Source organism: Bradyrhizobium ottawaense (assembly GCF_002278135.3).
Classification (GTDB): Bacteria; Pseudomonadota; Alphaproteobacteria; order Rhizobiales; family Xanthobacteraceae; genus Bradyrhizobium; species Bradyrhizobium ottawaense.
Genome location: NZ_CP029425.2, coordinates 1,562,348 through 1,584,614, shown reverse-complemented (window position 1 = coordinate 1,584,614; position 22,267 = coordinate 1,562,348). Strand labels below are relative to the sequence as shown.

The window sequence follows — 22,267 nt, the reverse complement described above, 5'->3', positions numbered from 1 at the left end:
GCCTAAATTCCCTCCATGGTTCACGATTCCACCGACAATCCGGACGACCGCGCGCCCAAACCCGTGCGTGGCACCGCGCCGGACGTCCCAGCCGAGACGCCTCCGGATCTCGATCCCGCCACCAGCGGCGGCGATGACGAGGACGATGCGCGGCTGCCCGATATCCTGGAAGAGAGCGGCGCCGTCGGCGAAGGCCCGCTGGCGTCCGGCCATGAGGCGATCGAGCGCGCGGTCCGGCTCGCCCCGACCTCGCCCGGCGTCTATCGCATGCTCAATGCGAATGCCGACGTGCTCTATGTCGGCAAGGCCAAGAACGTCAAAAAGCGCCTCTCCAACTATGCGCGCCAGAATGCGCCACAGCCGGCCCGCATCCTGCGCATGATCGCGGCCACGGTCACCGTGGAGATCGTCTCGACCAACACCGAGACCGAGGCGTTGCTGCTGGAAGCCAACCTCATCAAGCAGCTGCGGCCGCGCTTCAACGTGCAGCTGCGCGACGACAAATCGTTTCCCTACATCCTGATCACCGGTGACCATTGGGCGCCGCAGATCCTGAAACATCGCGGCGCGCAGAGCCGGCCCGGGCGCTATTTCGGTCCGTTCGCCTCCGCCGGCGCGGTCAACCGCACCATCACGGCGCTGCAGCGCGCCTTCCTGATCCGCTCCTGCACGGATTCCTTCTTCGAGAGCCGCAGCCGGCCCTGCCTGCTCTACCAGATCCGCCGCTGCGCCGGCCCCTGCACCCGCGAGATCGACTTTCCCGGCTATACGACCCTGGTGCGCGAGGCGAGCGACTTCCTGTCCGGCAAGAGCCATGCGGTGAAGCAGGAGCTTGCGGGCGAGATGGAGAAGGCGTCCGGTGAGCTCGAGTTCGAGCGCGCCGCACTCTACCGCGACCGCCTCGCCGCTTTGTCGGCGATCCAGTCGCAGCAGGGCATCAATCCGCGCACCGTCGAGGAAGCCGACGTGTTCGCCATCCATCAGGAGGGCGGCTTCTCCTGCGTCGAGGTGTTCTTCTTCCGCACCGGCCAGAACTGGGGCAACCGGGCCTATTTTCCGCGCGCGGAGAAGACGTACACCCCCGAAGAGGTGCTCGGCTCCTTCCTCGCCCAGTTCTACGACGACAAGCCGCCGCCGAGGAACATCCTGCTCTCGCACGAGATCGAGGAGAGCGAGCTGCTCGCCAATGCGCTATCGATCAAGGCCGGCCACAAGATCGAGGTCACCGCGCCCAAGCGCGGCGAGAAGAAGGAACTCGTCGCCCACGCGCTGACCAATGCGCGCGAGGCCCTCGGCCGCAAGCTCGCGGACACCGCCACTCAAAGCCGCCTGCTCGACGCCATCGCCACGACGCTGAGCCTGCCGCACTCGCCCAAGCGCATCGAGGTCTACGACAACAGCCACATCCAGGGCACCAATGCGGTCGGCGCCATGATCGTCGCCGGCCCCGACGGTTTCGTGAAGAACCAGTACCGCAAGTTCAACATCAAGTCGGAAGGGATCACGCCGGGCGACGACTTCGCCATGATGCGCGAGGTGCTGGAGCGGCGCTTCAAGCGCCTGATCAATCCGCCCGAGGAAGGGGCGGCCAAAGCCAAGGACGACGATTTCCCGCAATGGCCCGATCTCGTCATCATCGACGGCGGCCGCGGCCAGCTCAACGCCGTGCGCGAGATCTTTGCAAATCTCGGCCTGACCCAGGTGTCGCTGATGTCAGTCGCCAAGGGACCGGACCGGGATGCCGGCCGCGAGACCCTGTTCATGCCGGAGCGTGAGGCGATCAAGCTGGAGCCGCGCGATCCCGTGCTCTATTTCATCCAGCGGCTGCGCGACGAGGCCCACCGCTTCGTCATCGGCTCCCACCGCAAGCTGCGCAAGAAGGATATCCGCGAGGCTGGTTTGCAGGAAATTCCGGGCATCGGCCCGTCACGCAAACGTGCCTTGCTGCATCATTTCGGAACCCTGAAGGAGATCGAACGGGCCTCGATCGCCGATCTCGGCAAGGTTCCGGGGGTCAGTGCCGAGAGCGCGCGCAGGATTTTCGAGTATTTCCATCCCCAGCCGGGATGAATTAAAGGGGGACCGCAGTCATATGATCGTCGTGTCCGCACCTCATTTGGTGCGCGGGACGGTTGACGTTCAGGCAGCAGCGGTATTGGTAGGACGGATGAACATCGCCACCACACGAGGGACGACCAGCCGCGCGATGTCCCTCCCCAACATCCTGACCTATGGCCGGATCGCCGCGATCCCGGTTGTCGTCGGATGCATCTATGCGCAGTCGATTCTGGATCAGCCGCTCTGGCTGCGTTGGGTGGCGGTGGCCCTCTTCATCGCGGCCGCGGTCACCGATTACCTCGACGGCTATTACGCGCGGATCTGGAATCAGCAATCGGCGTTCGGCCGGATGCTCGACCCGATCGCCGACAAGCTGCTGGTCGCCTCGTGCCTGCTGATGCTGGCCGCCGACGGCATCATCCATGGCTGGTCGTTGTGGGCCGCCATCGTCATCCTGTGCCGCGAGATCCTGGTCTCGGGCCTGCGCGAATACCTCGCCGCGCTCAGGGTCAGCGTGCCCGTGACCAAGCTTGCGAAGTGGAAGACCACGGTCCAGCTGGTCGCCATCGGCTTCCTGCTCGCGGGACCCGCCGGCGACGAGGTGGTGCCCGTCGTCTCGATGATTGGCCTCGCGCTGCTGTGGGCCTCGGCGATCGTGACTATCTACACCGGCTACGATTATTTCCGCGCCGGCATCCATCACCTCATCAAGGAGGACGAGGGATGAAGGTGAAATATTTCGCCTGGGTGCGCGAGCGCGTCGGCAAGGCGGAGGAGACCATCGAGCCGCCGGCGACCGTGCGCACCGTCGAGGAGCTGATCGCCTGGCTGTCCGGCCAGAGCGAGGCCTATGCCTACGCATTCGAGAAGCCGAAGGTGATCCGCACCGCGATCGACCATGCCCATGTCAAATCGGATGCCGCGATCGCGGGCGCCCGCGAGATCGCGTTCTTCCCGCCGATGACCGGCGGTTAGGCCATGTCTTCCCCTGTCGCCAGCTGCCCCGTCACCATCCGTATTCAAGAAGACGATTTCGACATCGCGCGCGAGATCGCGGTCCTGACCAAGAGCCGGACCGACATCGGCGCGGTCGTGAGCTTCTCCGGCATCTGCCGCGCGGACGATGACAGCGCCAAGGTCGCCGCGCTCACGCTCGAGCACTATCCTGGCATGGCCGAGGAAGAGATCAGGCGTCATGCCGACGAGGCGACCTCGCGCTGGCCGCTGAACGGCGTCACCGTGATCCATCGCGTCGGCCGCTTCATGCCGGGCCAGAACATCGTGCTGGTGCTGACCGCCTCGCAGCACCGCCAGGCCGCATTCCATGCCGCCGAGTTCCTGATGGACTACCTCAAGACCAGTGCCCCGTTCTGGAAGAAGGAAGAGAGCGAAGCCGGCACCGGCTGGGTCGAGGCCCACGCCCGTGACGACGAGGCCGCCGCGCGCTGGACCCGATCCTGATGGCAAAAGCATCCAAAAAGACCGTCGGCGGCCGCGCCGCGCCCAAGCTCGCCAAAGTCGGCCCGGGCGAACTTCTCACGCTGCTCGATTTCGTCCGCTACGGGGTGAGCCGCTTTGTCGAAGCCGAGCTCGCCTTTGCGCACGGGACGACCGATCCGATTGCCGAAGCAGCCTTCCTGGTGAGCGAAGCGCTGCATCTCAATCCCGAGCAGTTCGAGATTTTTGCCAACGCACGGGTCACGGCGGCGGAAGGCAAGACCATCCTCGACCTCGTCCATCAACGCGTCACCACGCGCAAGCCGGCCGCCTATCTGGTCAACAAGATCTACATGCGCGGCCTGCCCTTCTATGTCGACGAGCGCGTCATCGTTCCACGCTCCTTCATCGGCGAGCTCCTGGAGTCGCATTTCGGCGGCGAAGGCAATGCTGGAGCGCTGATCGACGACCCTACGGGCGTCGAGCGCGTGCTCGATCTCTGCACGGGATCGGGATGCCTCGCCATCCTCGCCGCGCATCATTTCCCGAACGCCGCCGTCGATGCCGTCGACATCTCCAAGGGCGCGTTCGAGGTCGCCACGCGCAATGTCGGCGAATACGGGCTCGAGGACCGGATCAGCCTGTATCGCGGCGATCTGTTCGCCCCGCTCGGCGATGCGCGTTACGACCTGATCATCACCAACCCGCCCTATGTCGACGCAGAAGGCATGGCCGCACTGCCGCCTGAGTGCCGGGCCGAACCCAAGCTCGCCTTCGACGGCGGCGCCGACGGCCTCGACGTGGTCCGCCGCATCCTGGCTGAGGCGCCCGATCACCTCACCCCGGACGGCGGACTGATCTGCGAGATCGGCCGCGGCCGGGAATTGGTCGACGAGGCCTTTCCGGAACTGCCGCTGCTCTGGCTCGACACCGAGGACTCCGAGGGCGAGGTGTTCTGGATCGCGGCCGCCGATCTCGCCTGATTCACCAAACGGACGGAGCTCCGTCGGAACAAGTCAAATTCCGCCACGTTCATCCCCCGAACGAATTTTCTCGCTCTCGGAGGATGTCCGCATGCTCGCGCCATCGGGCGAATTGCTGCGCGCCGGCATGGCGCTGAAACTCAACCACCTCAAGCGCGCCGCGCAATCCTATTTGCGTGACCGCACCAGCCAGGCCACCGGGCGCGCGACGTCCTACGCGGTCGCGGCCGGTCTGTTCGCGGTCGCCGGGCTGTTCGTGATCGCGACCTTCTTCGTCGGCCTGATCGCCCTCTACCGCTGGATTGCAATCACCTACGGACAATTCTGGGGCTTTGGTGCCGTCGCCGCCGTGCTGCTGGTGCTCGCCGCGGTCTGCGCCGGCGTCGCCATGGCGATGATGAAGCGGCCGACCAAGCAGATCGTACCGCTCGCCAGCCGGATGCGCGTTGCGATCGCCTCCCCTCGGATTCCGCGCGGAACGGTCAAGCAGGCGATGAAGGAGGTCGCGACGACGATTCCCCTGGTGCCGCTCGCGCCGGGCGAGCGCGGCCATGGCAGAAGGGCCTCACCCGTTCGCACCAACCGGCCCGTGCAGCTTGGCCTGATGCTCGCGGCGATTGGGCTGGCGGGGTTTACGGCGGCGCGCCGCAGACGTCACGGTCAAAGATTGGACGCTTGAATGCTGGTGCGGCGCTCCGAACAGCTCGACTCCTGGCTGCTGGTGGCGGCGACGGCCGTCTTCGTGCTGACGGCGGAGCGCTACTTTCAGGACAGGGACCTGGTCCCATCGGGGCCGCCGCAAGACCATCGCAAAGGCGAGGCGAATTCTCCGGAGACGCACCCCGCGCGCGCGGCCGTGCAGCCCGGCCATGGCCGCCGCGCCAAGAGCCCGCTTGAGATCCCCTGGAAGGGCTGGAAGGATATCTTCTGGCGGACCTATCAGCGCATCGACGAGGATCGCCTTCTGGCGACAGCGGGCGGCGTCGTGTTCTTTGGGCTGCTCGCGATCTTTCCGGCGGTTACGGCGCTGGTTTCCTCCTACGGCCTGTTCGCCGATCCTAAGACGATCAGCGCCAATCTGCAGACGCTCGCGACGATGCTCCCTGAGGGCTCGTTCCAGATCGTCGAGGAGCAGGTGGCGCGCGTGGTCTCACATGGCAGTACCACGCTCGGTGCGACGTTCCTGTTCGGCCTTGTGCTGGCGATCTGGAGCGCCAATGCGGGCGTCAAGGCGATCTTCGATGCACTCAACGTCGCTTATGAGGAGCGCGAGAAGCGCAGCTTCATCAAGCTTAATATGGTGTCTCTGGCCTTCACGGTCGGTGGCATCGTGGCGCTGCTGGTGATGGTGGGGCTTGTCGTTGCCTTCCCGCTGGCGCTCAATCATCTCGGCATGGCGCCCGAAAGCAAGCTGATCGTGGCGCTGGCACGATGGCCGCTCATGTTCCTCGTCCTGCTGGTGGCGCTTGCGATCCTCTACCGCTTCGCGCCCAGCCGCGATGCGCCGCGCTGGCAATGGCTCAGCCTCGGCGCGGTGATTGCCGCCATTCTCTGGATTGCCGGCTCGGCGCTGCTCTCCTGGTATCTCTCCGAGTTTGCCAACTACAATGCGACCTACGGCTCGCTCGGCGCCGCAATCGGTTTGATGACCTGGATGTGGATGTCGGCGATCGTCATCATGTTCGGCGCCGAGCTGAATTCGGAGATCGAACGGCAGACGCTGAAGGACACGACCGAAGGGCCATCCAAGCCGCTCGGCACCCGCGACGCCGTCTCGGCCGACACGGTCGGAGCCGCCGCGCCAGCCTGACCGCGCCCGGGAACGGGCTGCTATCCCCTCGAATCAACAATGATGCTAAGCTCATACGGCCTAGGGGGAGCATGAGGCGTGACGGGTTCGCACAGTGACCCGTGTTTTCCCGGGTGAGGCAGTCAGCTCTTTGAGGCGTAACGCGCGGCATGATTCGCATTTCGACGATCTTCATCGCCATCTGCATGGTACTGGTCGCGGCCTCGCTCGGGCTTGTGCTCTACGCCGTCGCCGGCATCAGCGGAACCGAATCCGCGATCGTGGCCCTGACCGCGCTGACCTTCCTGATCCTCTACAACGCGGTGTCGATGCGGCTGCGCGACCGCAGCGACGTCGGCGGCCAGATCGCCGATTTGTCGCGCGGCACCGCCGATCTCGCCCGCCAGGTGGCCGAGTTCGGCCGCCGGTTAGCCGCGATCGAGGGACGCATCGCCTCGTCCAATTCGACCAACTCCGACCGCATCCAGTCGGTGGTCGGCGAGATCAACGAGCTCGGCGGATTGGTCAGGCAGCTCGCCACCACCGTATCGACCCATGAGGATCTGTTGGCCGGCCATGCGCCAGCGCCGGCTCCCGTTCCCGCTCCGATCGCCAGGCTGGAGCCGGAGGCGCCGATCGACCTGATTGCGCCGTTCGAGGAGCGGCCGGCGGCCCCTCCCCCGTTGCCCGCACCGCCGTCACGACCGGCACCGGCGATCCAGAGCCAGGCCGCCAATCCGGTTCCGGCAGTCACCGGGCGCAACCAGACCCAGCTGCTGGCGACGCTGCGCAACGCTATCGATGAAAACCGCATCGACATCTTCCTGCAGCCGATGGTCACGCTGCCGCAACGCAAGGTGCGATTCTACGAGGCGGTGACGCGCCTGCGTGACGAGCGCGACCAGCTGATCGCCGCGGAGGAGTTCATCAGCATCGCGGAAGCGTCCGGGCTGATCGGTCGCATCGACAACATGGTGATGCTGCGCTGTGTGCAGGTGCTGCGGCGCCTGATGGTGCGCAACAAGGACGTCGGCGTGTTCTGCAACGTCGCGGCCTCCACGCTGGGCAATTCCACCACCTTCGCGCAATGCCTCGACTTTCTCGAAGCCAACCGGGCGCTGGCGCCCTCGCTGGTGCTGGAGTTCAAGCAATCGACCTTCCGCAGTCTCGGCGCGGCCGAGACCGAGAATCTCGCGGCGCTCGCTCAGCGCGGCTTCCGTTTCTCGATCGACCATGTCACCGATTTGCGCATCGAGCCGCGCGAGCTGGCCGACCGCGGGGTGCGCTTCATCAAGGTGCCGGCCACGCTGCTGCTCGACCCCAGGCAGGCCTCGGCCTCGGACATCCATCCCTCCGACCTCTCCGACCTGCTCGGCCGCTTCGGCATCGACCTGATCGCGGAGCGGATCGAAGGCGAGCGTGCGGTCGTGGACCTGCTCGACTATGACGTGCGGTTCGGCCAGGGGTTCCTGTTCGCGCCGCCCCGGCCATTGCGGCCTGAGGGGGCATCTGCTACCGGCGGGGCCTCGCCGAACCAGGCGCAGGACATTCAGGGATCCAATGGCTCCGCTCCCCCCAGCCAAGGTACGAAATCTGGCGCGACACCTGGCGCAACGTCAGCCGCTCCTCCGGCGCAACGCATCACCGGCAACGCGGCGCTCGCGCGCCGCATCTGATCGGCGCTGCGCATCATGACCACGCTGCATTTCGCCGAAAGCCTGCGCGAGCTCGTGGGCGGTGTCGATGTCGTGCTCAGCGACATCTGGGGCGTGGTCCATAACGGCCTCGAATCCTTCCCCGAGGCCTGCGAGGCGCTGCACACTTATCGCAGCCGCGGGGGTACGGTGATCCTGATCACCAACGCACCGCGCCCGGCCGATAGCGTGCAGCGGCAATTGCGCAAGCTCGGCGTCGCCGACGAGACCTATGACGCGATCGTGTCTTCGGGCGACCTGACCCGGCTCTATGTCGCCGAGCATCCCGGCCGCAAGATGTTCTGGCTCGGCCCCGAGCGCGACAACTCGATCTATCGCGGCCTCGATGCGAAAACCGCGCCGCTGGAGGAAGCCGACTACATCGTCTGCACCGGCCTCTATGACGACGAGACCGAAACGGCGGAAGACTATCGCGGCATGATGCTGAAGGCGCGCGAGCGCAAGCTGACGCTGGTCTGCGCCAACCCCGACATCGTGGTGGAACGCGGCGACCGGCTGATCTATTGCGCCGGCGCCATCGCGGAGCTCTATCGCGAGCTCGGCGGCGAGGTGATCTTCTACGGCAAGCCGCACCGTCCGATCTACGAGCGCGCGATGGCACTCGCCGGCGAACGCCAGGGCCACCCGATCGACCGGAAGAAAGTGCTGGCGATCGGCGATTCCGTCCGCACCGACTTAACCGGCGCGCGCGAATTCGGCATCGACTGCCTGTTCGTGACCCGCGGCATCCATGCCGAGGAGTTCGAGGGTCTCGACCAGCTCGACCCGGCATCGGTGATGGAATTGTTCGGCCACCCGCCGAAGGCGCTGATGCGCGAACTGAAGTGGTGATTTTCTAGCTCCGTCATTCCGGGGCAGTGCGCAGCACTGAACCCGGAATCTCGAGGTTCTCAGGTGCGCAATCGCGCACCATAGTTCGCCCCTTCGTGCGCCCCGGAACGACGGTAACGCCAAATGCCCGGGACAAGCCCGGGCATGACGATCTCTGTAGAAAGCTGTGTTTGGATCAGGCGGCGCTTACGCGCTCGCCATGTCCGGGAAGACCGCCTCGATCTTGGTCTTCAGCGTCGCCGCGTTGAACGGCTTGACGATGTAGTTGTTCACGCCGGCCTTCTTGGCCGCGATCACGTTCTCGGTCTTGGATTCCGCGGTGATCATGATGAAGGGCGTGGTGGCGAGGTTCGGATCCGCGCGCACTTCGCGCAGCAGGTCGTAACCCGTCATCGGCTCCATGTTCCAGTCGGAGATCACGAGCCCGTATTTCTTGCCGCGCATCTTGTTCAGTGCTGCCGAACCGTCGCTGGCATCATCGATGTTCTCGAAGCCAAGCTGCTTCAGCAGATTCCTGATGATACGGATCATGGTGCTGTAGTCATCCACCACCAGAACCGGCATCGACAAATCAACCGCCATCTCGACTCCCCCAACACAAACGCAGGAATATTACGATCGGACCTGCCCAAGCCGGAGCCCGGCAGTTCCACGCTCAAGGACTAGCACCAAGGCGTTAAACAGCGCGTTAATTGGGGACGCCTCCCAAGAACTGAAATCGCGTTCGATGCGGCCGCCCCCTCCCGCTTGACTTCATCCGGCCGGTCGCGCCACGGTCCCGGCCGGTCCTGCCGGTTTGAGAATTCCCCTGATGGCTCCGCATTTTACCATTATCCGCGACACCACGCCGGTCTCCGCTATTCCAAGGGGTGCCGTGGTTGCCATGGGCAATTTCGACGGGGTTCATCTCGGCCACCGCGCCGTGATCGCCGCAGCCCTGGAAATGGGCCGGGCGCAGGGCCGCCCTGCGCTGGCATTGACCTTCGAGCCGCATCCGCGGCGTTTTTTCAGCCCCAACACCCCTCAATTCCGTCTGACGGACGAGCGGGCCAAGTTGCGGCTTCTGGCCGGCACCGGGCTTGCCGGCGCCGTGGTCATGACCTTCGACAAGGCCCGTGCCGGAACCAGCGCGCAAGACTTCATTCACCATGACCTGATCGGGCGGCTCGGCGTCAGCGGGATCGCGGTCGGCTATGACTTCCATTTCGGCAAAGGCCGCGTCGGCTCGCCGAGCCTTCTGGTCAACGAAGCGCCCCGGCTCGGCATCGAGGTCGACGTGCAGCCCCATGTCGATATCGACGAGCGGCCGGTGTCCTCCAGCGCGATCCGGATCGCACTCGCCGAAGGCCAGCTGGACGAGGCCACCACCATGCTGAGCGCACCCTGGTTCGTCACTGGCGAGGTGATCCACGGCGAGAAGCGCGGCCGCGATCTCGGCTACCCCACCGCCAACATCCGCCTCGACGCCAATTGCGGATTGAAGCACGGCATCTATGCGGTGCGCGTCGGCCGCGGGCCTGAGCGGCTGGACGGGGTGGCGAGCTTCGGCCGCCGCCCGACCTTTGATAATGGCGCTCCCCTCCTCGAGATCTTCCTGTTCGACTTCAAGGGCGACCTCTACGGGCAGGCTCTGGACTGCGCCTTCGTCGGCTTCATTCGCGAGGAGCTGAAATTCGACAGTCTGGAGGCCTTGATCCGGCAGATGGACGACGATTCCGCCCGTGCCCGCGCCATCCTGGCGGCCGCCCCGGACGCGTTTCCGCGGCTCGGCACCATCGATTGAGCCCGAACCCGGCTTCCCCGAACCTTTGCGCTTCCCTTGGCCCCCTGCTATGGAGAGCCCATGTTTGCGCGGCGCATCATAGGGATTAGCGGCCCGGCTTCCGCCTGAGCCTGAGGGCTCGGCGCAAGACCGGGATTTTGTCGTTTCACCCCGCGATTCCGCATCGCCATCCGTTCCCGCGCCCTTCCGAGCCAGTCAGCCTCATGTCCGAAAAGCCGCAAAAGTCCCCAAAGTCTGAAGCCAAAGACTATTCGAAGACCCTGTTCCTGCCGCAGACCGAATTCCCGATGCGCGCCGGCCTGCCGCAGCGCGAGCCGGAGATCCTCAAGCGCTGGTACGAGATCGGCCTCTACGAGAGACTGCGCGAGAGCGCGAAGGGCCGCGCCAAGTTCGTGCTGCATGACGGCCCGCCCTATGCCAACGGCAACATCCATATCGGCACGGCGCTGAACAAGATCCTCAAGGATCTCGTCACCAAGAGCCAGCAGATGCTCGGCTTCGATTCCAACTACGTGCCAGGCTGGGACTGCCACGGCCTGCCGATCGAATGGAAGGTCGAGGAAGAGCATTATCGCAAGAAGGGCAAGCAGAAGCCCGATTTCCGCGACTCCACCGCGATGATCGACTTCCGCAAGGAGTGCCGCGCCTACGCCACGCATTGGCTCGGCGTGCAACGCGAGGAGTTCAAGCGCCTCGGCGTCATCGGCGATTGGGATCATCCCTACGCCACCATGAGCTATCCGGCCGAAGCCCAGATCGCGCGCGAGCTGATGAAGTTCGCCGCCAACGGCACGCTCTATCGCGGCTCCAAGCCGGTGATGTGGAGCGTGGTCGAGAAGACCGCATTGGCCGAAGCCGAGGTCGAGTACGAGGACCACACCTCCGATACGGTGTGGGTGAAATTCCCGGTCACGTCGCCCGCGCACGGCGCTCTCGCCTCCGCAAGCGTCGTGATCTGGACCACCACGCCGTGGACCCTGCCGGGCAACCGCGCCATCTCGTTCTCGCCGAAGATCGCCTACGGCCTGTACAAGGTGACGGACGCGCCCGCCGACAATTGGACCAAGACGGGCGACCTCCTGATCCTCGCCGATGCGCTCGCTGAAGAGGTCTTCAAGCAGGCCCGCGTGACGGCCTTCGAGAAGGTGCGCGATATCCCCGGCGACACAATGGACGCGATCGAATGCGCCCATCCGCTGAAGGGCCTTGCCGGCGGCTACGACTTCATCGTGCCGCTATTGCCCGGCGACCACGTCACCGACGACACCGGCACCGGCTTCGTGCACACCGCGCCTGGCCATGGTCGCGAGGACTTCGATGCCTGGATGGCGCAGGCGCGCGATCTCGATGCACGCGGCATCACCACGGCAATCCCCTATACCGTCGACGAGAACGGCGCCTACACCGATCATGCGCCGGGCTTTGCCGGCAAGCGTGTCATCAACGACAAGGGCGAGAAGGGCGACGCCAACGAGGCCGTGATCAAGGCGCTCGTCGAAAGAGGCATGCTGCTGGCGCGCGGCCGGCTCAAGCACCAATATCCGCACTCCTGGCGCTCCAAGAAGCCGGTGATCTTCCGCAATACGCCGCAATGGTTCATCGCGATGGACAAGGACGTTGCGGCGAGCGGCAAGGCGAAGAGCGGCGACACGCTGCGGGCCCGCGCGCTGCACGCGATCTCGGTGACGCAATGGGTGCCGCCTTCAGGCGAAAACCGCATCAACGGCATGATCGAGGCGCGGCCCGATTGGGTGATCTCGCGCCAGCGCGCCTGGGGCGTGCCGATCGCCGTGTTCGTGCGCGAGAAGGGCGACGGCTCCGCCGAGATCCTCCAGGACGAGGCCGTCAATACCCGTATCGGCGATGCCTTCGAGCAGGAAGGCGCCGATGCTTGGTACGCAAAAGGCGCGCGCGAGCGCTTCCTGGGCGCGCGTGCCAATGAAGACTGGCAGAAGGTCGACGACATTCTCGACGTCTGGTTCGATTCCGGCTCGACGCACGCCTTCGTGCTCGAAGACCCCGTGCAGTTTCCCGGGCTCGCCGGCATCAAGCGCAAGGTCGACGGCGGCACCGACACGGTGATGTATCTGGAAGGCTCGGACCAGCATCGCGGCTGGTTCCACTCCTCGCTGCTGGAGAGCTGCGGCACGCGCGGTCGGGCTCCTTACGACATCGTGTTGACCCACGGCTTCACCCAGGCCGAGGACGGCCGCAAGATGTCGAAGTCACTCGGCAACACCATCGAGCCGCAGGCCGTCATCAAGGAATCCGGCGCCGACATCTTGAGGCTCTGGGTCGCGTCTTGCGACTACACCGACGACCAGCGCATCGGTCCCGAGATCCTGAAGAACACGGTCGAGACCTACCGCAAGCTGCGCAACACCGTGCGCTGGATGCTCGGCACGCTGCATCATTACAAGCCGACTGAGGCGGTCGCGCCCGCCGAGATGCCCGAGCTCGAGCGGCTGATGCTGCACGAGCTCGCGATCCGCGCCGCCGCCATCGGCAAGGCCTATCAGGAGTTCGACTTCAAGTCGGTGGTCGCGATCCTGTCCGCTTTCCTGAACAGCGAACTCTCGGCGTTCTATTTCGACATCCGCAAGGACACGCTTTATTGCGATCCGCCGTCGTCGCCGACGCGCAAGGCGGCGCTGACGACGATCGACCTGTTGTGCGCCTCGGTCCTGAAATGGCTGGCGCCGATCCTCAGCTTCACCGCGGAGGAAGGCTGGCGCATGTATCGCCCCAACGCCGAACCGTCGGTGCATCTGACCCAGTTCCCGAACGATCTCGAAGCCTTGCGCGACGACAAGCTCGCCGCGAAATGGGAAGCGATCCGTAACGTCCGCCGTGTCGTCACGGGCGCGCTCGAGCTCGAACGCGCCGCCAAGAACATCGGCTCGTCGCTGGAAGCCTCGCCGGTGATTTATGTCGCCGACCGGGACATGCTGATGACGCTGTTCGACGTCGACCTGGCCGAAATCTGCATCACCTCGAACTACGAGGTGCGTGAGGGCGAGGCTCCCGCCGATGCATTCCGGCTCGATGCCGTGCCCGGTGTCGCGGTCGTGGTGGAGAAGGCGGTCGGCACCAAATGCGCCCGCTCCTGGAAGATCTCCCCGACGGTCGGCGAAGACGCTGAATACCCCGACGTCACCCCGCGCGACGCACAAGCACTGCGCGAGTGGAAGGCGTTGGGCGTGAGCGTCTGATCGGCACCCCATGACCCCGCTCCGCGCCGGCATCCTCGCGGCCCTGGTCACGCTTGTGGCCGACCAGGCCTCGAAGCTCTGGCTGCTGAACGGGTTCGACCTCGCCCGTCGCGGCGTGGTGAAGGTGACGCCGTTCTTCGACCTGGTGCTGGCCTGGAATATCGGCATCAGCTTCGGCTGGCTCCAGAACGACAGCCAGGCCGCGCAGCTCGCGCTGATGGCGGTCAAGGCCGTCGCCGTGGTCGCGCTGGCGATCTGGATGGCCCGCTCGCACACCCAGCTGGCCACGGTCGCGCTGGGCCTGATCATCGGCGGCGCCATCGGCAACGGCATCGACCGCCTGGCCTACGGCGCGGTGGTCGATTTCGCCCTGCTCCACATCGAGATCGGCGGAAATACCTATAATTGGTATGTGTTTAACCTCGCCGACGTGGCCATCGTTGCTGGGGTGGCGGCGCTATTGTATGATTCCTTCCTGGGGGTACCCGCCGCAAAAGCGCCCTGATCCCGGCCGATACGGACCGGCAGGTGGAACCCGGCCTTTGCGAGGGTTTGCCGCGTGCGAGCGGCGATCTGACACAATATGGAACAGGTACAGTAATGCGCAGCTCGAAGACCAGCATTTCGATGGTTCGAGACCCCCGATCGGGGCTTTGGCAGGCGTTGAAATTGTCCGCTGTCGCGCTCGGCATCGGTCTCGTCATGTCGGCCGGCGCAGCCCGCGCCGGTGACGACGACGAGGAAGATGACGGGATGACCTTCGAAGAGAAGATCATCGACAATCTGATGTCCGGCATCGGCGCCAAGAGCATGGAAAAGCCCGGCATCGAATACCGCGAGCGCTCGCCGCTGGTGGTGCCGCCCAAGCTCGACCTGCCGCCTCCCGCGACTCAGGCCAAGGCCGCTCCGAACTGGCCCAAGGACCCCGAGGAGAAGCGCCGCAAGGAAGCCATCGCCGCGCGCAAGAAGGCGACCAAGGAAACGGAAAACTGGCAGGCCGCCCGACAGCTGACGCCCGCCGAGATGAAGGCCGGCCAGGTCGCCGCAGCCCCCCGGACAAGCAATGACCCGATCCAGCCGGGCACCAACGGCAATCCGTCACTCAGCCCCGCCGAACTCGGCTTCTCCGGCGGCCTGTGGAATATGATGAAGGGCGGCAACGCCACCGAAGAAAAGAAATTCACCGAGGAGCCGCCGCGCCAGTCGCTGGTCGAGCCGCCGCCGGGCTATCAGACGCCGTCTCCGAACTACTCCTATGGCGCCGGGCCGGACAAGTCGCGGCGGACCTATTTCGACATCATGTCCGGCAAGGACAAGGAACAATAGCGTTCCTGTTCCACAGACCCGAAACCCCGCGCCGGCGCTTCATGTACGCCGGCCGAGGCGCATAAATTGCTGATCAGTAACTTGCCTATGCGTTGAGTCTCTGCTTCGTGACGCGAAGCCTCAGCCGCGCGGTGTAGCATGCCGTGCCGTCCGAGCCGGACATCCGGATCTCGGCCTTTCAAAAGGATCATGATGTCCTCTTACCGATCGGCTGCCTGCCTCCTTGCCGCGCTGCTTTCGACGAGCATCCTCTCGGCCGGCGCGGCCCTTGCCCAGACCACGGTAACATCGGCCCCGCCCGCCAGCTTCACGCTCAGCAACGGCATGCAGGTCGTGGTGATCCCCGATCACCGCACGCCGGTCGTCACCGAGATGATCTGGTACAAGGTCGGCTCGGCCGACGAGACGCCGGGCAAGTCCGGCCTCGCGCACTTCCTCGAGCACCTGATGTTCAAGGGCACCTCGAAGCACCCCGTCGGCGAGTTCTCCCAGACCGTGCTTCGCGTCGGCGGCAACGAGAACGCCTCGACCTCGGTCGACTACACCAACTATTACCAGCGTGTGCCGAAAGAGCAGCTGCCGACCATGATGGAGTTCGAGGCCGACCGCATGACCGGCCTCATCCTCAAGGACGAGAACGTGCTGCCCGAGCGCGACGTGGTGCTCGAAGAGTACAACATGCGCGTCGCCAACAATCCGGACGCGCGGCTGAACGAGCAGATCATGGCCGCGCTCTATCTCAATCATCCCTACGGCCGTCCCGTGATCGGCTGGCATCAGGAGATCGAGAAGCTCGACCGCGAGGACGCACTCGCCTTCTACCGCCGCTTCTATGCGCCAAACAACGCGATCCTGGTGATCGCCGGCGACGTCGAGGCCGCCGACATCCGCCCGCTGGTCGAGCGCAATTTCGGCTCCATCCCGGCGCAATCAGCCATCCCGGCGCGGCGCGTCCGTCCGCAGGAGCCGGAGCCCGCCGCCCCGCGCACCGTCACGCTGGCCGACCCGCGCGTCGAGCAGCCGAGCATGCGGCGTTATTATCTGGTGCCCTCGGCAACCACGGCCGCCGCCGGTGAGAGTGCCGCCCTCGACGTGTTGGCGCAGCTGATGGGCAGCGGCAGCAATTCCTATCTCTACCGCGCCCTCGTCGTCGACAAGCCGCTCGCGGTCTCCGCCAACGCCAGCTATTCGAGCATCTCACTCGACCCGACCCAGTTCGCGATCTCGGCCTCACCAAAACCCGGCGTCAGCTTTGCCGAGGTCGAGCAGGCGGTCGACGGCGTCATCGCCAATGTCGCGCAGAACCCGATCCGCGCCGAGGATCTGGAGCGGGTCAAGACCCAGCTGATCGCTGAGGCGATCTACGCCCAGGACAATCAGGCGGTGCTGGCACGCTGGTATGGCGGCGCGCTGACCACGGGCCTGTCGATCGAGGACATCAGGAGCTGGCCCGACCGCATCCGCGCGGTCACCGCCGAGCAGGTCCGCGCCGTTGCGCAGAAATGGCTCGAGAAGAAGCGCTCGGTGACGGGCTATCTGATCAAGGACACTGCCGCCACCAAGCGCGAGGAGAAGCGTTCGTGACCTATCCCTTCCTTCGACGCGCTGCATTCTCTTTTGCCACCGGCGCTGCGCTCGCGCTCGCTGCGGTCTCGCCGTCGCAGGCGGCCGCAAAGATCCAGCACCTGATCTCGCCGGGCGGTATCGAAGCCTGGTTCGTGCAGGACGCAACCGTGCCGCTGATCGCCATGGAATATTCCTTTGCCGGCGGCTCGGCGCAGGATCCCAAGGACAAGCCGGGCGTCGCCAACCTGGTCGGCGACCTGCTCGACGAAGGCTCCGGCGATCTCGACTCCAAGACCTTCCACGAGCGGCTCGACCGCCGCGCCATCGAGCTCTCCTTCAGCGCCACCCGCGACACCTTCCGCGGCAGCCTGCGCATGTTGCGCGACAACAAGGACGAGGCCTTCGACCTGCTCAGGAGCGCGTTGACCTCGCCGCATTTCGACACCGCCGATGTCGAACGCATCCGCTCGCAGGTCGTCTCGGGCCTGCGCCGCGAGACCACCAATCCGACCTCGCTGGCGAGCCGCAAGTTCCTGGAGGTCGCCTTCGGCGATCATCCCTATGGCCGGCAGACCAACGGCAACCTCGACAGCGTGCCGACCATCACGGTCCCCGACATGAAAGACTATGTCGGCCGCGTGCTTGCAAAGGATGGGCTGAAGATCGCTGTCGTCGGCGACGTCGATCCGGCGACCCTCGGCAAGCTGCTCGACCATACCTTCGGCAGCCTGCCCGCCAAGGCCAACCTCACGCCGGTTCCGGACGTCGAGGCCGCAAAGCCGCCGCAGCGCGCCTTCGTGACGCTCGACGTGCCGCAGACCGTGATCACCTTTGGTGGCCCAGGGGTGAAGCGCAGCGATCCGAACTTCATGGCGGCCTATGTCGTCAATCACATCCTCGGCGGCGGTGGCTTGTCCTCCCGGCTCTATCGCGAGGTCCGCGAGAAGCGAGGCCTCGCCTATTCGGTGTTCGAATCGCTGCTCTGGATGGAGCATTCGGCGGTGTTCATCGGCAATACCGGCACGCGCACCGACCGCGCCGGCGACACCATCGACGCCATCGAAAAGGAAGTGCGCCGGATCGCCGAGGAAGGCCCGACGCAGAAGGAGCTCGACGAGGCCAAGTCCTACCTCAAGGGCTCGCAGATGCTGGCGCTCGACACCTCCTCCAAGCTGGCGCAAGCGCTGCTGCAGTACCAGCAGGACAAGCTGCCGATCGACTATATCGAGAAGCGCAATGCCATCGTCGACGCCGTGACGCTGGACGACGCCAAGGCCGCCGCCAAGCGCCTTTGGGGCCAGGGTCTCCTGACCGTCGTCGTCGGCCGCGCCCCGCAGGCCGCGGCGCAGCCCTCCGCGGCTCCGGCGACGAAGTCGAACTGACGTCCCTCTCGGATGTCCTGAAATGGCCGGGCTCGCCCGGCCATTTGCGTTTCCACCAAGCACCATTGCCCAATGCAGACGTCCGCGATATGTCCGGACATCACGAATGGTGCCATCATGCTGCGGATATCCCGCGATCTCGTCATCGACGAGGACGACATCGAGATCGGCTTTGTCCGTGCTTCCGGCCCGGGCGGGCAGAACGTCAACAAGGTCGCGACCTCGGCGCAGCTGCGCTTCGACGCGCGCAAGCTGACCATGCCGGAGGATGCGGCGATTCGGCTCGCCCGCCTCGCCGGTCAGCGCATGACCAAGGACGGCGTGATCGTGATCCAGGCGCAGCGCTTCCGTACCCAGGAGCGCAACCGCCAGGATGCCATCGACCGCCTCACGGAGATGCTGCGCGAAGCCATGGTGCGGCCAAAGCCGCGTCGGGCGACAAAGCCGACTTTTGGCTCAAAGCAACGCCGGCTCGAGGGCAAGAAGCGCCGCAGCGACGTCAAGGCCGGACGTGGCGGGCGCTTCGACGACTAATTAGCGCGGCAAAAAACTCCGGCCGCGAGGCGACCGGAGTTGTGCCGTCTTACGCGGCTGGACTAGTAACGCTTGGAAGGGGCTGCGCCGCCCGTCGCCGCATCGTCGGCCGTTCCCTTGTGCGCAGCGCTGCCCGTGGTGCCGACCGTACCCCTGGTGCCCTTGGTCGATTTCATGCCGGCCTTCTCGCCCGCCGCGCCCGGCTGAGCATTCATCTCCTCGTCGCCGCTGCCCATCGTGCTGCCTTGCATGGGTTTGCTCTGCACGGTGCCGCCCGGCTTGGCGGTGGGGGGCGCGCTTTGCGCGAGAACGGGCGTCGCAATGAGAGCCGACAGAGCGCATGCGATCATCGAGGTCTTGACCAACTTCATCCATTTCTCCTGGATTTTTTCGCGATGAATGGCCCGGCGGCTTTCACGCCGCTCGTCTGTACCGGGCCATTGCATCGCGTCGAGAATTCGAGCGGCGCAATCGTCATGCAATGCGCATGGTGTGGTGATCGTTTAGGGATTTGACGGCGGTTTCGCGGAATTGTGCTCCGCATATAAGGCGGCGCGGAACAGTGCGCATCACGAGCATCTCCGCGCGCTACGAAACAGCCCGCTACTACCACCGCCCATCTGACGCCGCCTAGAGTTTGCGCAGGTTGATGTGGATGGGCGGCTCTAGACGATGCGCGCGTTCGTGCTGGGATTGTGCACCGCGATGGTGCTGATGGTGCGGGTTGCCGACGCGCAAATGCCTTTGCCGGCCGCGATGCCGCCAGCCGGCGCGACACTCTTCAAGCAACAATGCGCGGCGTGCCACACGTTGAGCCTGTCGGAGCCGGCGCGCCCGGGACCGCCGCTGCTCAAGGTCTTGGGCCGTCCCGCCGGCAAGGTCGAGGGCTTCAGGTATTCGCAAGGCCTCGCGAACGCGGATTTCACCTGGGACGAAGCCCGGCTCGACGCGTGGCTGACCAATCCGCAGGCCGTCATTCCCGGCGTCGTCATGGCCTACCGGCAAGGCAAGCCGGAGACGCGCGCCGCCATCATCGCTTACCTGAAGGAGCAGCACTGAATGGCAAAGCCGGTGCATTCCATGATCCGCGTGCTTGATGAAGCGCGCTCGCTCGACTTCTACCGGCGTGCCTTCGGCCTCGAAGTCGCCGACCATCTGAAATTCGCGGACTTTGCCCTGATCTATCTGCGTCACCCCTCCTCACCTTTCGAGGTCGAGCTGACGGTGAATTTCGATCGCAAGGAGCCGTACCAGCCCGGCGACGGCTACGGCCATCTCGCCGTCGTGGTCGAGGATCTCGAGACCGAGCATGCCCGCTTCGAGCGCGAGAAGCTCGCGCCAGGGCCCTTACGCGATTTCAAGCACGACGGCAGGACGCTGGCGCGCTTCTTCTTCGTCAGCGATCCCGATGGCTACAAGATCGAGGTGATCCAGCGGGGCGGACGTTTCAACTGATCCAATCATAAAATCAAAATTGACGGAGGAATGCCATGAGAGAAGTCGATCGTCGAAGCAAGCACAGCCGCCGCGTCTTTCTCAAGGGCGCAGCGACCGCCGTGCCGGTCGTGGCCGTCGCGACCAGCGTCGCTGTGAGCATCGAGGATGCGTGGGCCGATGATTCCAGCGCGCTCTCGCCCGCAACGATGAAGACATTGCTGAAAGTCGCGCGCGACATCTACCCGCACGACGTGCTCGGCGACAACTACTACATCACCGCGATCAAGCCGTGGGACGGCAAGGCGGCGAAGGATCCCGCCGTCAAGTCGCTGATCAGCGACGGCATCACGCGGCTCGATCAGAATGCGCGGGATCGCCACAAGGTGCCCTATGTCGAAGTGCCATGGGAAGCCGACCGGGTCGTGCTCTTGAAGGAGATCGAGGGAAGCGACTTCTTCCAGAAGGTGCGCGGCGACCTCGTCGTGTCGCTCTACAACCAGAAGGAGGTCTGGCCACGCTTCGGCTACGAGGGCTCCTCGGCCGAGCACGGCGGCTACATCAACCGTGGCTTCGCCGACATCGACTGGCTGCCGAAGGCTTGAGACCCACCCCAACGGTTCAGGAGAACGCATATGGCAAAATTCGATCTGAACGACTCCAGCGTTGTGGTGATCGTCGGCTCCGGTGCCGGCGGCGGCACGCTGGGCAACGAGCTCGCGCAGAAGGGCGTCAAGGTGGTCATTCTCGAAGCGGGTCCCCGCATCGAGAACCACGACTTCGTCAACGACGAATGGGAGAGTTTTTCCCAGCTCGCCTGGACCGATGCACGCACCACGTCGGGCACGTGGCGCGTCGCCAAGGATTTTTCCGGCCTTCCCGCCTGGATCGTCAAGGCGGTCGGCGGCTCGACGACCCATTGGGCCGGCGCCTCGCTGCGCTTCGACGAGCACGAGTTCAGGGTGAAAAGCACCTACGGCAACCTTCCCGGCGCAAACCTCCTCGACTGGCCGGTTACCCTCGCCGAAATGGAGCCGTGGTACGCCAAGGCCGAGAACAAGATGGGCGTGACCCGCACCAACGGCATTCCCGGCCTTCCCGGCAACAATAATTTCAAGGTGCTGGAAGCCGGCGCCAGGAAGCTCGGCTACAAGACGGTGCACACCGGCAACATGGCGATCAACAGCCAGCCGCGCGACGGCCGCGGCGCCTGCCAGCAGATCGGCTTCTGCTTCCAGGGCTGCAAATCCGGCGCGAAATGGTCGACGCTCTACACCGAGATCCCCAAGGGCGAGGCGACCGGCAATCTCGAAGTGCGACCGAGCAGCATGGCGATCAAGATCGAGCATGACGCTGGGGGCAAGGTCACCGGCGTCGTCTACGCCGACGAGAGCGGCGCGATGCAACGGCAGAAGGCGCGCATCGTCGCGGTCGCCGGCAACTCGATCGAGAGCCCGCGGCTATTGCTCAACAGCGCCTCGACCATGTTCCCCGACGGCCTTGGCAATTCATCGGGCCAGGTCGGCCGCAACTACATGCGGCACATGACCGGCAGCGTCTACGCCGTATTCGAGAAGTCCGTGCACATGTATCGCGGCACCACCATGGCCGGGATCATCCGCGATGAAGCCGCCAACAATCCGAAGCGCGGCTTCGTCGGCGGCTACGAGATGGAGACGCTGTCGATCGGGCTGCCGTTCATGGCGGCGTTCCTCAATCCCGGCGCCTGGGGCCGTCCATTCACCGCAGCGCTCGACGGTTATCCCAGGATGGCCGGCATGTGGCTGGTCGGCGAGGACATGCCGCAGGAGACCAACCGCATCACGCTCGACCCTCGCGTGAAGGACAAGTTCGGGCAGCCGGTCGCGAGCGTACATTTCGACGATCATCCCAACGATCTCGCGATGCGCGCGCACGCCTACAAGCAGGGCGCTGCGGTCTACGACGCCGTCGGCGCCACCGTGACCTATCCGACGCCGCCCTATCCGAGCACCCACAATCTCGGCACCAACCGCATGAGCGAGAAGCCGCGCGACGGCGTCGTCAACAAATTCGGACAGAGCCACGACGTCAAGAATCTGTTCGTCTCGGACGGCAGCCAGTTCACCAGCGGGGCTGCCTGCAACCCGACGCTGACCATCGTCGCGCTGGCGATCCGGCAGGCGGATTACATCGCGGGGGCGATGCAGAAGAAGGAGATTTGAGGAGGGGGTGTTG

Annotated in this window: 22 protein-coding genes; 20 read left to right on the top strand and 2 right to left on the bottom strand. The window is 65.1% G+C overall.

Features of this window, described 5'->3' with window-relative positions:
* Positions 1–15 precede the first annotated feature (15 nt).
* From uvrC to CIT37_RS07485, 9 genes are all read left to right on the top strand, one after another.
* Positions 16–2,070, top strand: a complete 2,055-nt coding sequence (gene uvrC / locus CIT37_RS07525) for an excinuclease ABC subunit UvrC (RefSeq protein ID WP_095424813.1) — start codon at positions 16–18, stop codon at positions 2,068–2,070.
* 97 nt (positions 2,071–2,167) lie between these two features.
* Positions 2,168–2,785, top strand: a complete 618-nt coding sequence (pgsA, locus tag CIT37_RS07520) for a CDP-diacylglycerol--glycerol-3-phosphate 3-phosphatidyltransferase (protein WP_018318354.1) — start codon at positions 2,168–2,170, stop codon at positions 2,783–2,785.
* The gene (gene moaD, locus CIT37_RS07515; protein WP_018318355.1) at positions 2,782–3,033 is read left to right on the top strand and encodes a molybdopterin converting factor subunit 1; all 252 of its coding nucleotides are present in this window, start codon (positions 2,782–2,784) and stop codon (positions 3,031–3,033) included. Before pgsA ends, moaD begins: the two co-directional genes overlap by 4 nt.
* A gap of 3 nt (positions 3,034–3,036) precedes the next feature.
* Positions 3,037–3,519, top strand: coding sequence for a molybdenum cofactor biosynthesis protein MoaE (locus tag CIT37_RS07510; protein WP_095424812.1), 483 nt, complete (start codon positions 3,037–3,039; stop codon positions 3,517–3,519).
* On the top strand, positions 3,519–4,478 hold the full coding sequence (prmB, locus tag CIT37_RS07505; protein WP_038947474.1) for a 50S ribosomal protein L3 N(5)-glutamine methyltransferase: 960 nt from the start codon (positions 3,519–3,521) through the stop codon (positions 4,476–4,478). Before CIT37_RS07510 ends, prmB begins: the two co-directional genes overlap by 1 nt.
* Positions 4,479–4,569: 91 nt before the next feature.
* Entirely contained in the window at positions 4,570–5,157 is a 588-nt protein-coding gene (locus tag CIT37_RS07500; RefSeq protein WP_095424811.1) for a hypothetical protein, read from the top strand.
* Positions 5,158–6,288, top strand: a complete 1,131-nt coding sequence (locus tag CIT37_RS07495; protein ID WP_095424810.1) for a YihY/virulence factor BrkB family protein — start codon at positions 5,158–5,160, stop codon at positions 6,286–6,288. It begins immediately after the preceding gene.
* A 149-nt stretch (positions 6,289–6,437) separates the two neighbouring features.
* Positions 6,438–7,943, top strand: coding sequence for an EAL domain-containing protein (locus tag CIT37_RS07490; RefSeq protein ID WP_095424809.1), 1,506 nt, complete (start codon positions 6,438–6,440; stop codon positions 7,941–7,943).
* Positions 7,944–7,958: 15 nt separating this feature from the next.
* Positions 7,959–8,813, top strand: coding sequence for a TIGR01459 family HAD-type hydrolase (locus CIT37_RS07485; RefSeq protein ID WP_028140142.1), 855 nt, complete (start codon positions 7,959–7,961; stop codon positions 8,811–8,813).
* Between the two features lie 186 nt (positions 8,814–8,999).
* On the opposite strand, the gene CIT37_RS07480 is transcribed toward CIT37_RS07485, so the two are convergent.
* Positions 9,000–9,395, bottom strand: a complete 396-nt coding sequence (locus CIT37_RS07480) for a response regulator (protein WP_008567674.1) — start codon at positions 9,393–9,395, stop codon at positions 9,000–9,002.
* A gap of 229 nt (positions 9,396–9,624) precedes the next feature.
* On the opposite strand from CIT37_RS07480, the gene CIT37_RS07475 reads away from it, so the two are divergent.
* From CIT37_RS07475 to arfB, 7 genes are all read left to right on the top strand, one after another.
* Positions 9,625–10,596 carry a bifunctional riboflavin kinase/FAD synthetase gene (locus CIT37_RS07475; RefSeq protein WP_028140141.1) on the top strand — a complete coding sequence of 324 codons (972 nt, stop codon included), beginning with the start codon at positions 9,625–9,627 and terminating at the stop codon, positions 10,594–10,596.
* Positions 10,597–10,799: 203 nt separating this feature from the next.
* Positions 10,800–13,808 carry an isoleucine--tRNA ligase gene (gene ileS / locus CIT37_RS07470; RefSeq protein ID WP_028140140.1) on the top strand — a complete coding sequence of 1,003 codons (3,009 nt, stop codon included), beginning with the start codon at positions 10,800–10,802 and terminating at the stop codon, positions 13,806–13,808.
* A 10-nt stretch (positions 13,809–13,818) separates the two neighbouring features.
* Entirely contained in the window at positions 13,819–14,313 is a 495-nt protein-coding gene (gene lspA / locus CIT37_RS07465) for a signal peptidase II (protein WP_095424808.1), read from the top strand.
* Positions 14,314–14,408: 95 nt separating this feature from the next.
* Positions 14,409–15,134, top strand: coding sequence for a hypothetical protein (locus CIT37_RS07460; RefSeq protein WP_095424807.1), 726 nt, complete (start codon positions 14,409–14,411; stop codon positions 15,132–15,134).
* A gap of 189 nt (positions 15,135–15,323) precedes the next feature.
* A complete protein-coding gene (locus tag CIT37_RS07455; protein WP_404515391.1) occupies positions 15,324–16,718 on the top strand; it encodes a M16 family metallopeptidase in 1,395 nt (464 codons plus the stop codon).
* Complete coding sequence (locus CIT37_RS07450) at positions 16,715–18,082, top strand: M16 family metallopeptidase (protein ID WP_161966347.1); 1,368 nt, start codon at positions 16,715–16,717, stop codon at positions 18,080–18,082. The genes CIT37_RS07455 and CIT37_RS07450 overlap by 4 nt, the downstream gene beginning before the upstream one ends.
* A gap of 117 nt (positions 18,083–18,199) precedes the next feature.
* Positions 18,200–18,616, top strand: a complete 417-nt coding sequence (gene arfB, locus CIT37_RS07445) for an alternative ribosome rescue aminoacyl-tRNA hydrolase ArfB (protein ID WP_095424850.1) — start codon at positions 18,200–18,202, stop codon at positions 18,614–18,616.
* 62 nt (positions 18,617–18,678) lie between these two features.
* On the opposite strand, the gene CIT37_RS07440 is transcribed toward arfB, so the two are convergent.
* Entirely contained in the window at positions 18,679–18,987 is a 309-nt protein-coding gene (locus tag CIT37_RS07440; protein ID WP_028140134.1) for a hypothetical protein, read from the bottom strand.
* Between the two features lie 334 nt (positions 18,988–19,321).
* Between CIT37_RS07440 and CIT37_RS07435 the strand changes: the two genes are divergently transcribed.
* Genes CIT37_RS07435 through CIT37_RS07420 form a run of 4 tightly spaced genes read left to right on the top strand, consistent with a single transcriptional unit; the run spans position 19,322 to position 22,254 of the window.
* Positions 19,322–19,675, top strand: coding sequence for a c-type cytochrome (locus CIT37_RS07435; protein WP_334262581.1), 354 nt, complete (start codon positions 19,322–19,324; stop codon positions 19,673–19,675).
* On the top strand, positions 19,676–20,071 hold the full coding sequence (locus CIT37_RS07430) for a VOC family protein (protein WP_028140132.1): 396 nt from the start codon (positions 19,676–19,678) through the stop codon (positions 20,069–20,071).
* A gap of 35 nt (positions 20,072–20,106) precedes the next feature.
* The gene (locus CIT37_RS07425) at positions 20,107–20,655 is read left to right on the top strand and encodes a hypothetical protein (RefSeq protein ID WP_038947482.1); all 549 of its coding nucleotides are present in this window, start codon (positions 20,107–20,109) and stop codon (positions 20,653–20,655) included.
* 30 nt (positions 20,656–20,685) lie between these two features.
* On the top strand, positions 20,686–22,254 hold the full coding sequence (locus CIT37_RS07420) for a GMC family oxidoreductase (RefSeq protein ID WP_018321944.1): 1,569 nt from the start codon (positions 20,686–20,688) through the stop codon (positions 22,252–22,254).
* Positions 22,255–22,267 lie beyond the last annotated feature (13 nt).

Coding starts and splice junctions, on each gene's coding strand:
- uvrC (WP_095424813.1), top strand. CDS start 16: ATGGTTCACGATTCCACCGACAATCCGGACGACCGCGCGCCCAAACCC.
- pgsA (WP_018318354.1), top strand. CDS start 2,168: ATGAACATCGCCACCACACGAGGGACGACCAGCCGCGCGATGTCCCTC.
- moaD (WP_018318355.1), top strand. CDS start 2,782: ATGAAGGTGAAATATTTCGCCTGGGTGCGCGAGCGCGTCGGCAAGGCG.
- CIT37_RS07510 (WP_095424812.1), top strand. CDS start 3,037: ATGTCTTCCCCTGTCGCCAGCTGCCCCGTCACCATCCGTATTCAAGAA.
- prmB (WP_038947474.1), top strand. CDS start 3,519: ATGGCAAAAGCATCCAAAAAGACCGTCGGCGGCCGCGCCGCGCCCAAG.
- CIT37_RS07500 (WP_095424811.1), top strand. CDS start 4,570: ATGCTCGCGCCATCGGGCGAATTGCTGCGCGCCGGCATGGCGCTGAAA.
- CIT37_RS07495 (WP_095424810.1), top strand. CDS start 5,158: ATGCTGGTGCGGCGCTCCGAACAGCTCGACTCCTGGCTGCTGGTGGCG.
- CIT37_RS07490 (WP_095424809.1), top strand. CDS start 6,438: ATGATTCGCATTTCGACGATCTTCATCGCCATCTGCATGGTACTGGTC.
- CIT37_RS07485 (WP_028140142.1), top strand. CDS start 7,959: ATGACCACGCTGCATTTCGCCGAAAGCCTGCGCGAGCTCGTGGGCGGT.
- CIT37_RS07480 (WP_008567674.1), bottom strand. CDS start 9,395: ATGGCGGTTGATTTGTCGATGCCGGTTCTGGTGGTGGATGACTACAGC.
- CIT37_RS07475 (WP_028140141.1), top strand. CDS start 9,625: ATGGCTCCGCATTTTACCATTATCCGCGACACCACGCCGGTCTCCGCT.
- ileS (WP_028140140.1), top strand. CDS start 10,800: ATGTCCGAAAAGCCGCAAAAGTCCCCAAAGTCTGAAGCCAAAGACTAT.
- lspA (WP_095424808.1), top strand. CDS start 13,819: ATGACCCCGCTCCGCGCCGGCATCCTCGCGGCCCTGGTCACGCTTGTG.
- CIT37_RS07460 (WP_095424807.1), top strand. CDS start 14,409: ATGCGCAGCTCGAAGACCAGCATTTCGATGGTTCGAGACCCCCGATCG.
- CIT37_RS07455 (WP_404515391.1), top strand. CDS start 15,324: ATGATGTCCTCTTACCGATCGGCTGCCTGCCTCCTTGCCGCGCTGCTT.
- arfB (WP_095424850.1), top strand. CDS start 18,200: ATGCTGCGGATATCCCGCGATCTCGTCATCGACGAGGACGACATCGAG.
- CIT37_RS07440 (WP_028140134.1), bottom strand. CDS start 18,987: ATGAAGTTGGTCAAGACCTCGATGATCGCATGCGCTCTGTCGGCTCTC.
- CIT37_RS07435 (WP_334262581.1), top strand. CDS start 19,322: ATGGTGCTGATGGTGCGGGTTGCCGACGCGCAAATGCCTTTGCCGGCC.
- CIT37_RS07430 (WP_028140132.1), top strand. CDS start 19,676: ATGGCAAAGCCGGTGCATTCCATGATCCGCGTGCTTGATGAAGCGCGC.
- CIT37_RS07425 (WP_038947482.1), top strand. CDS start 20,107: ATGAGAGAAGTCGATCGTCGAAGCAAGCACAGCCGCCGCGTCTTTCTC.
- CIT37_RS07420 (WP_018321944.1), top strand. CDS start 20,686: ATGGCAAAATTCGATCTGAACGACTCCAGCGTTGTGGTGATCGTCGGC.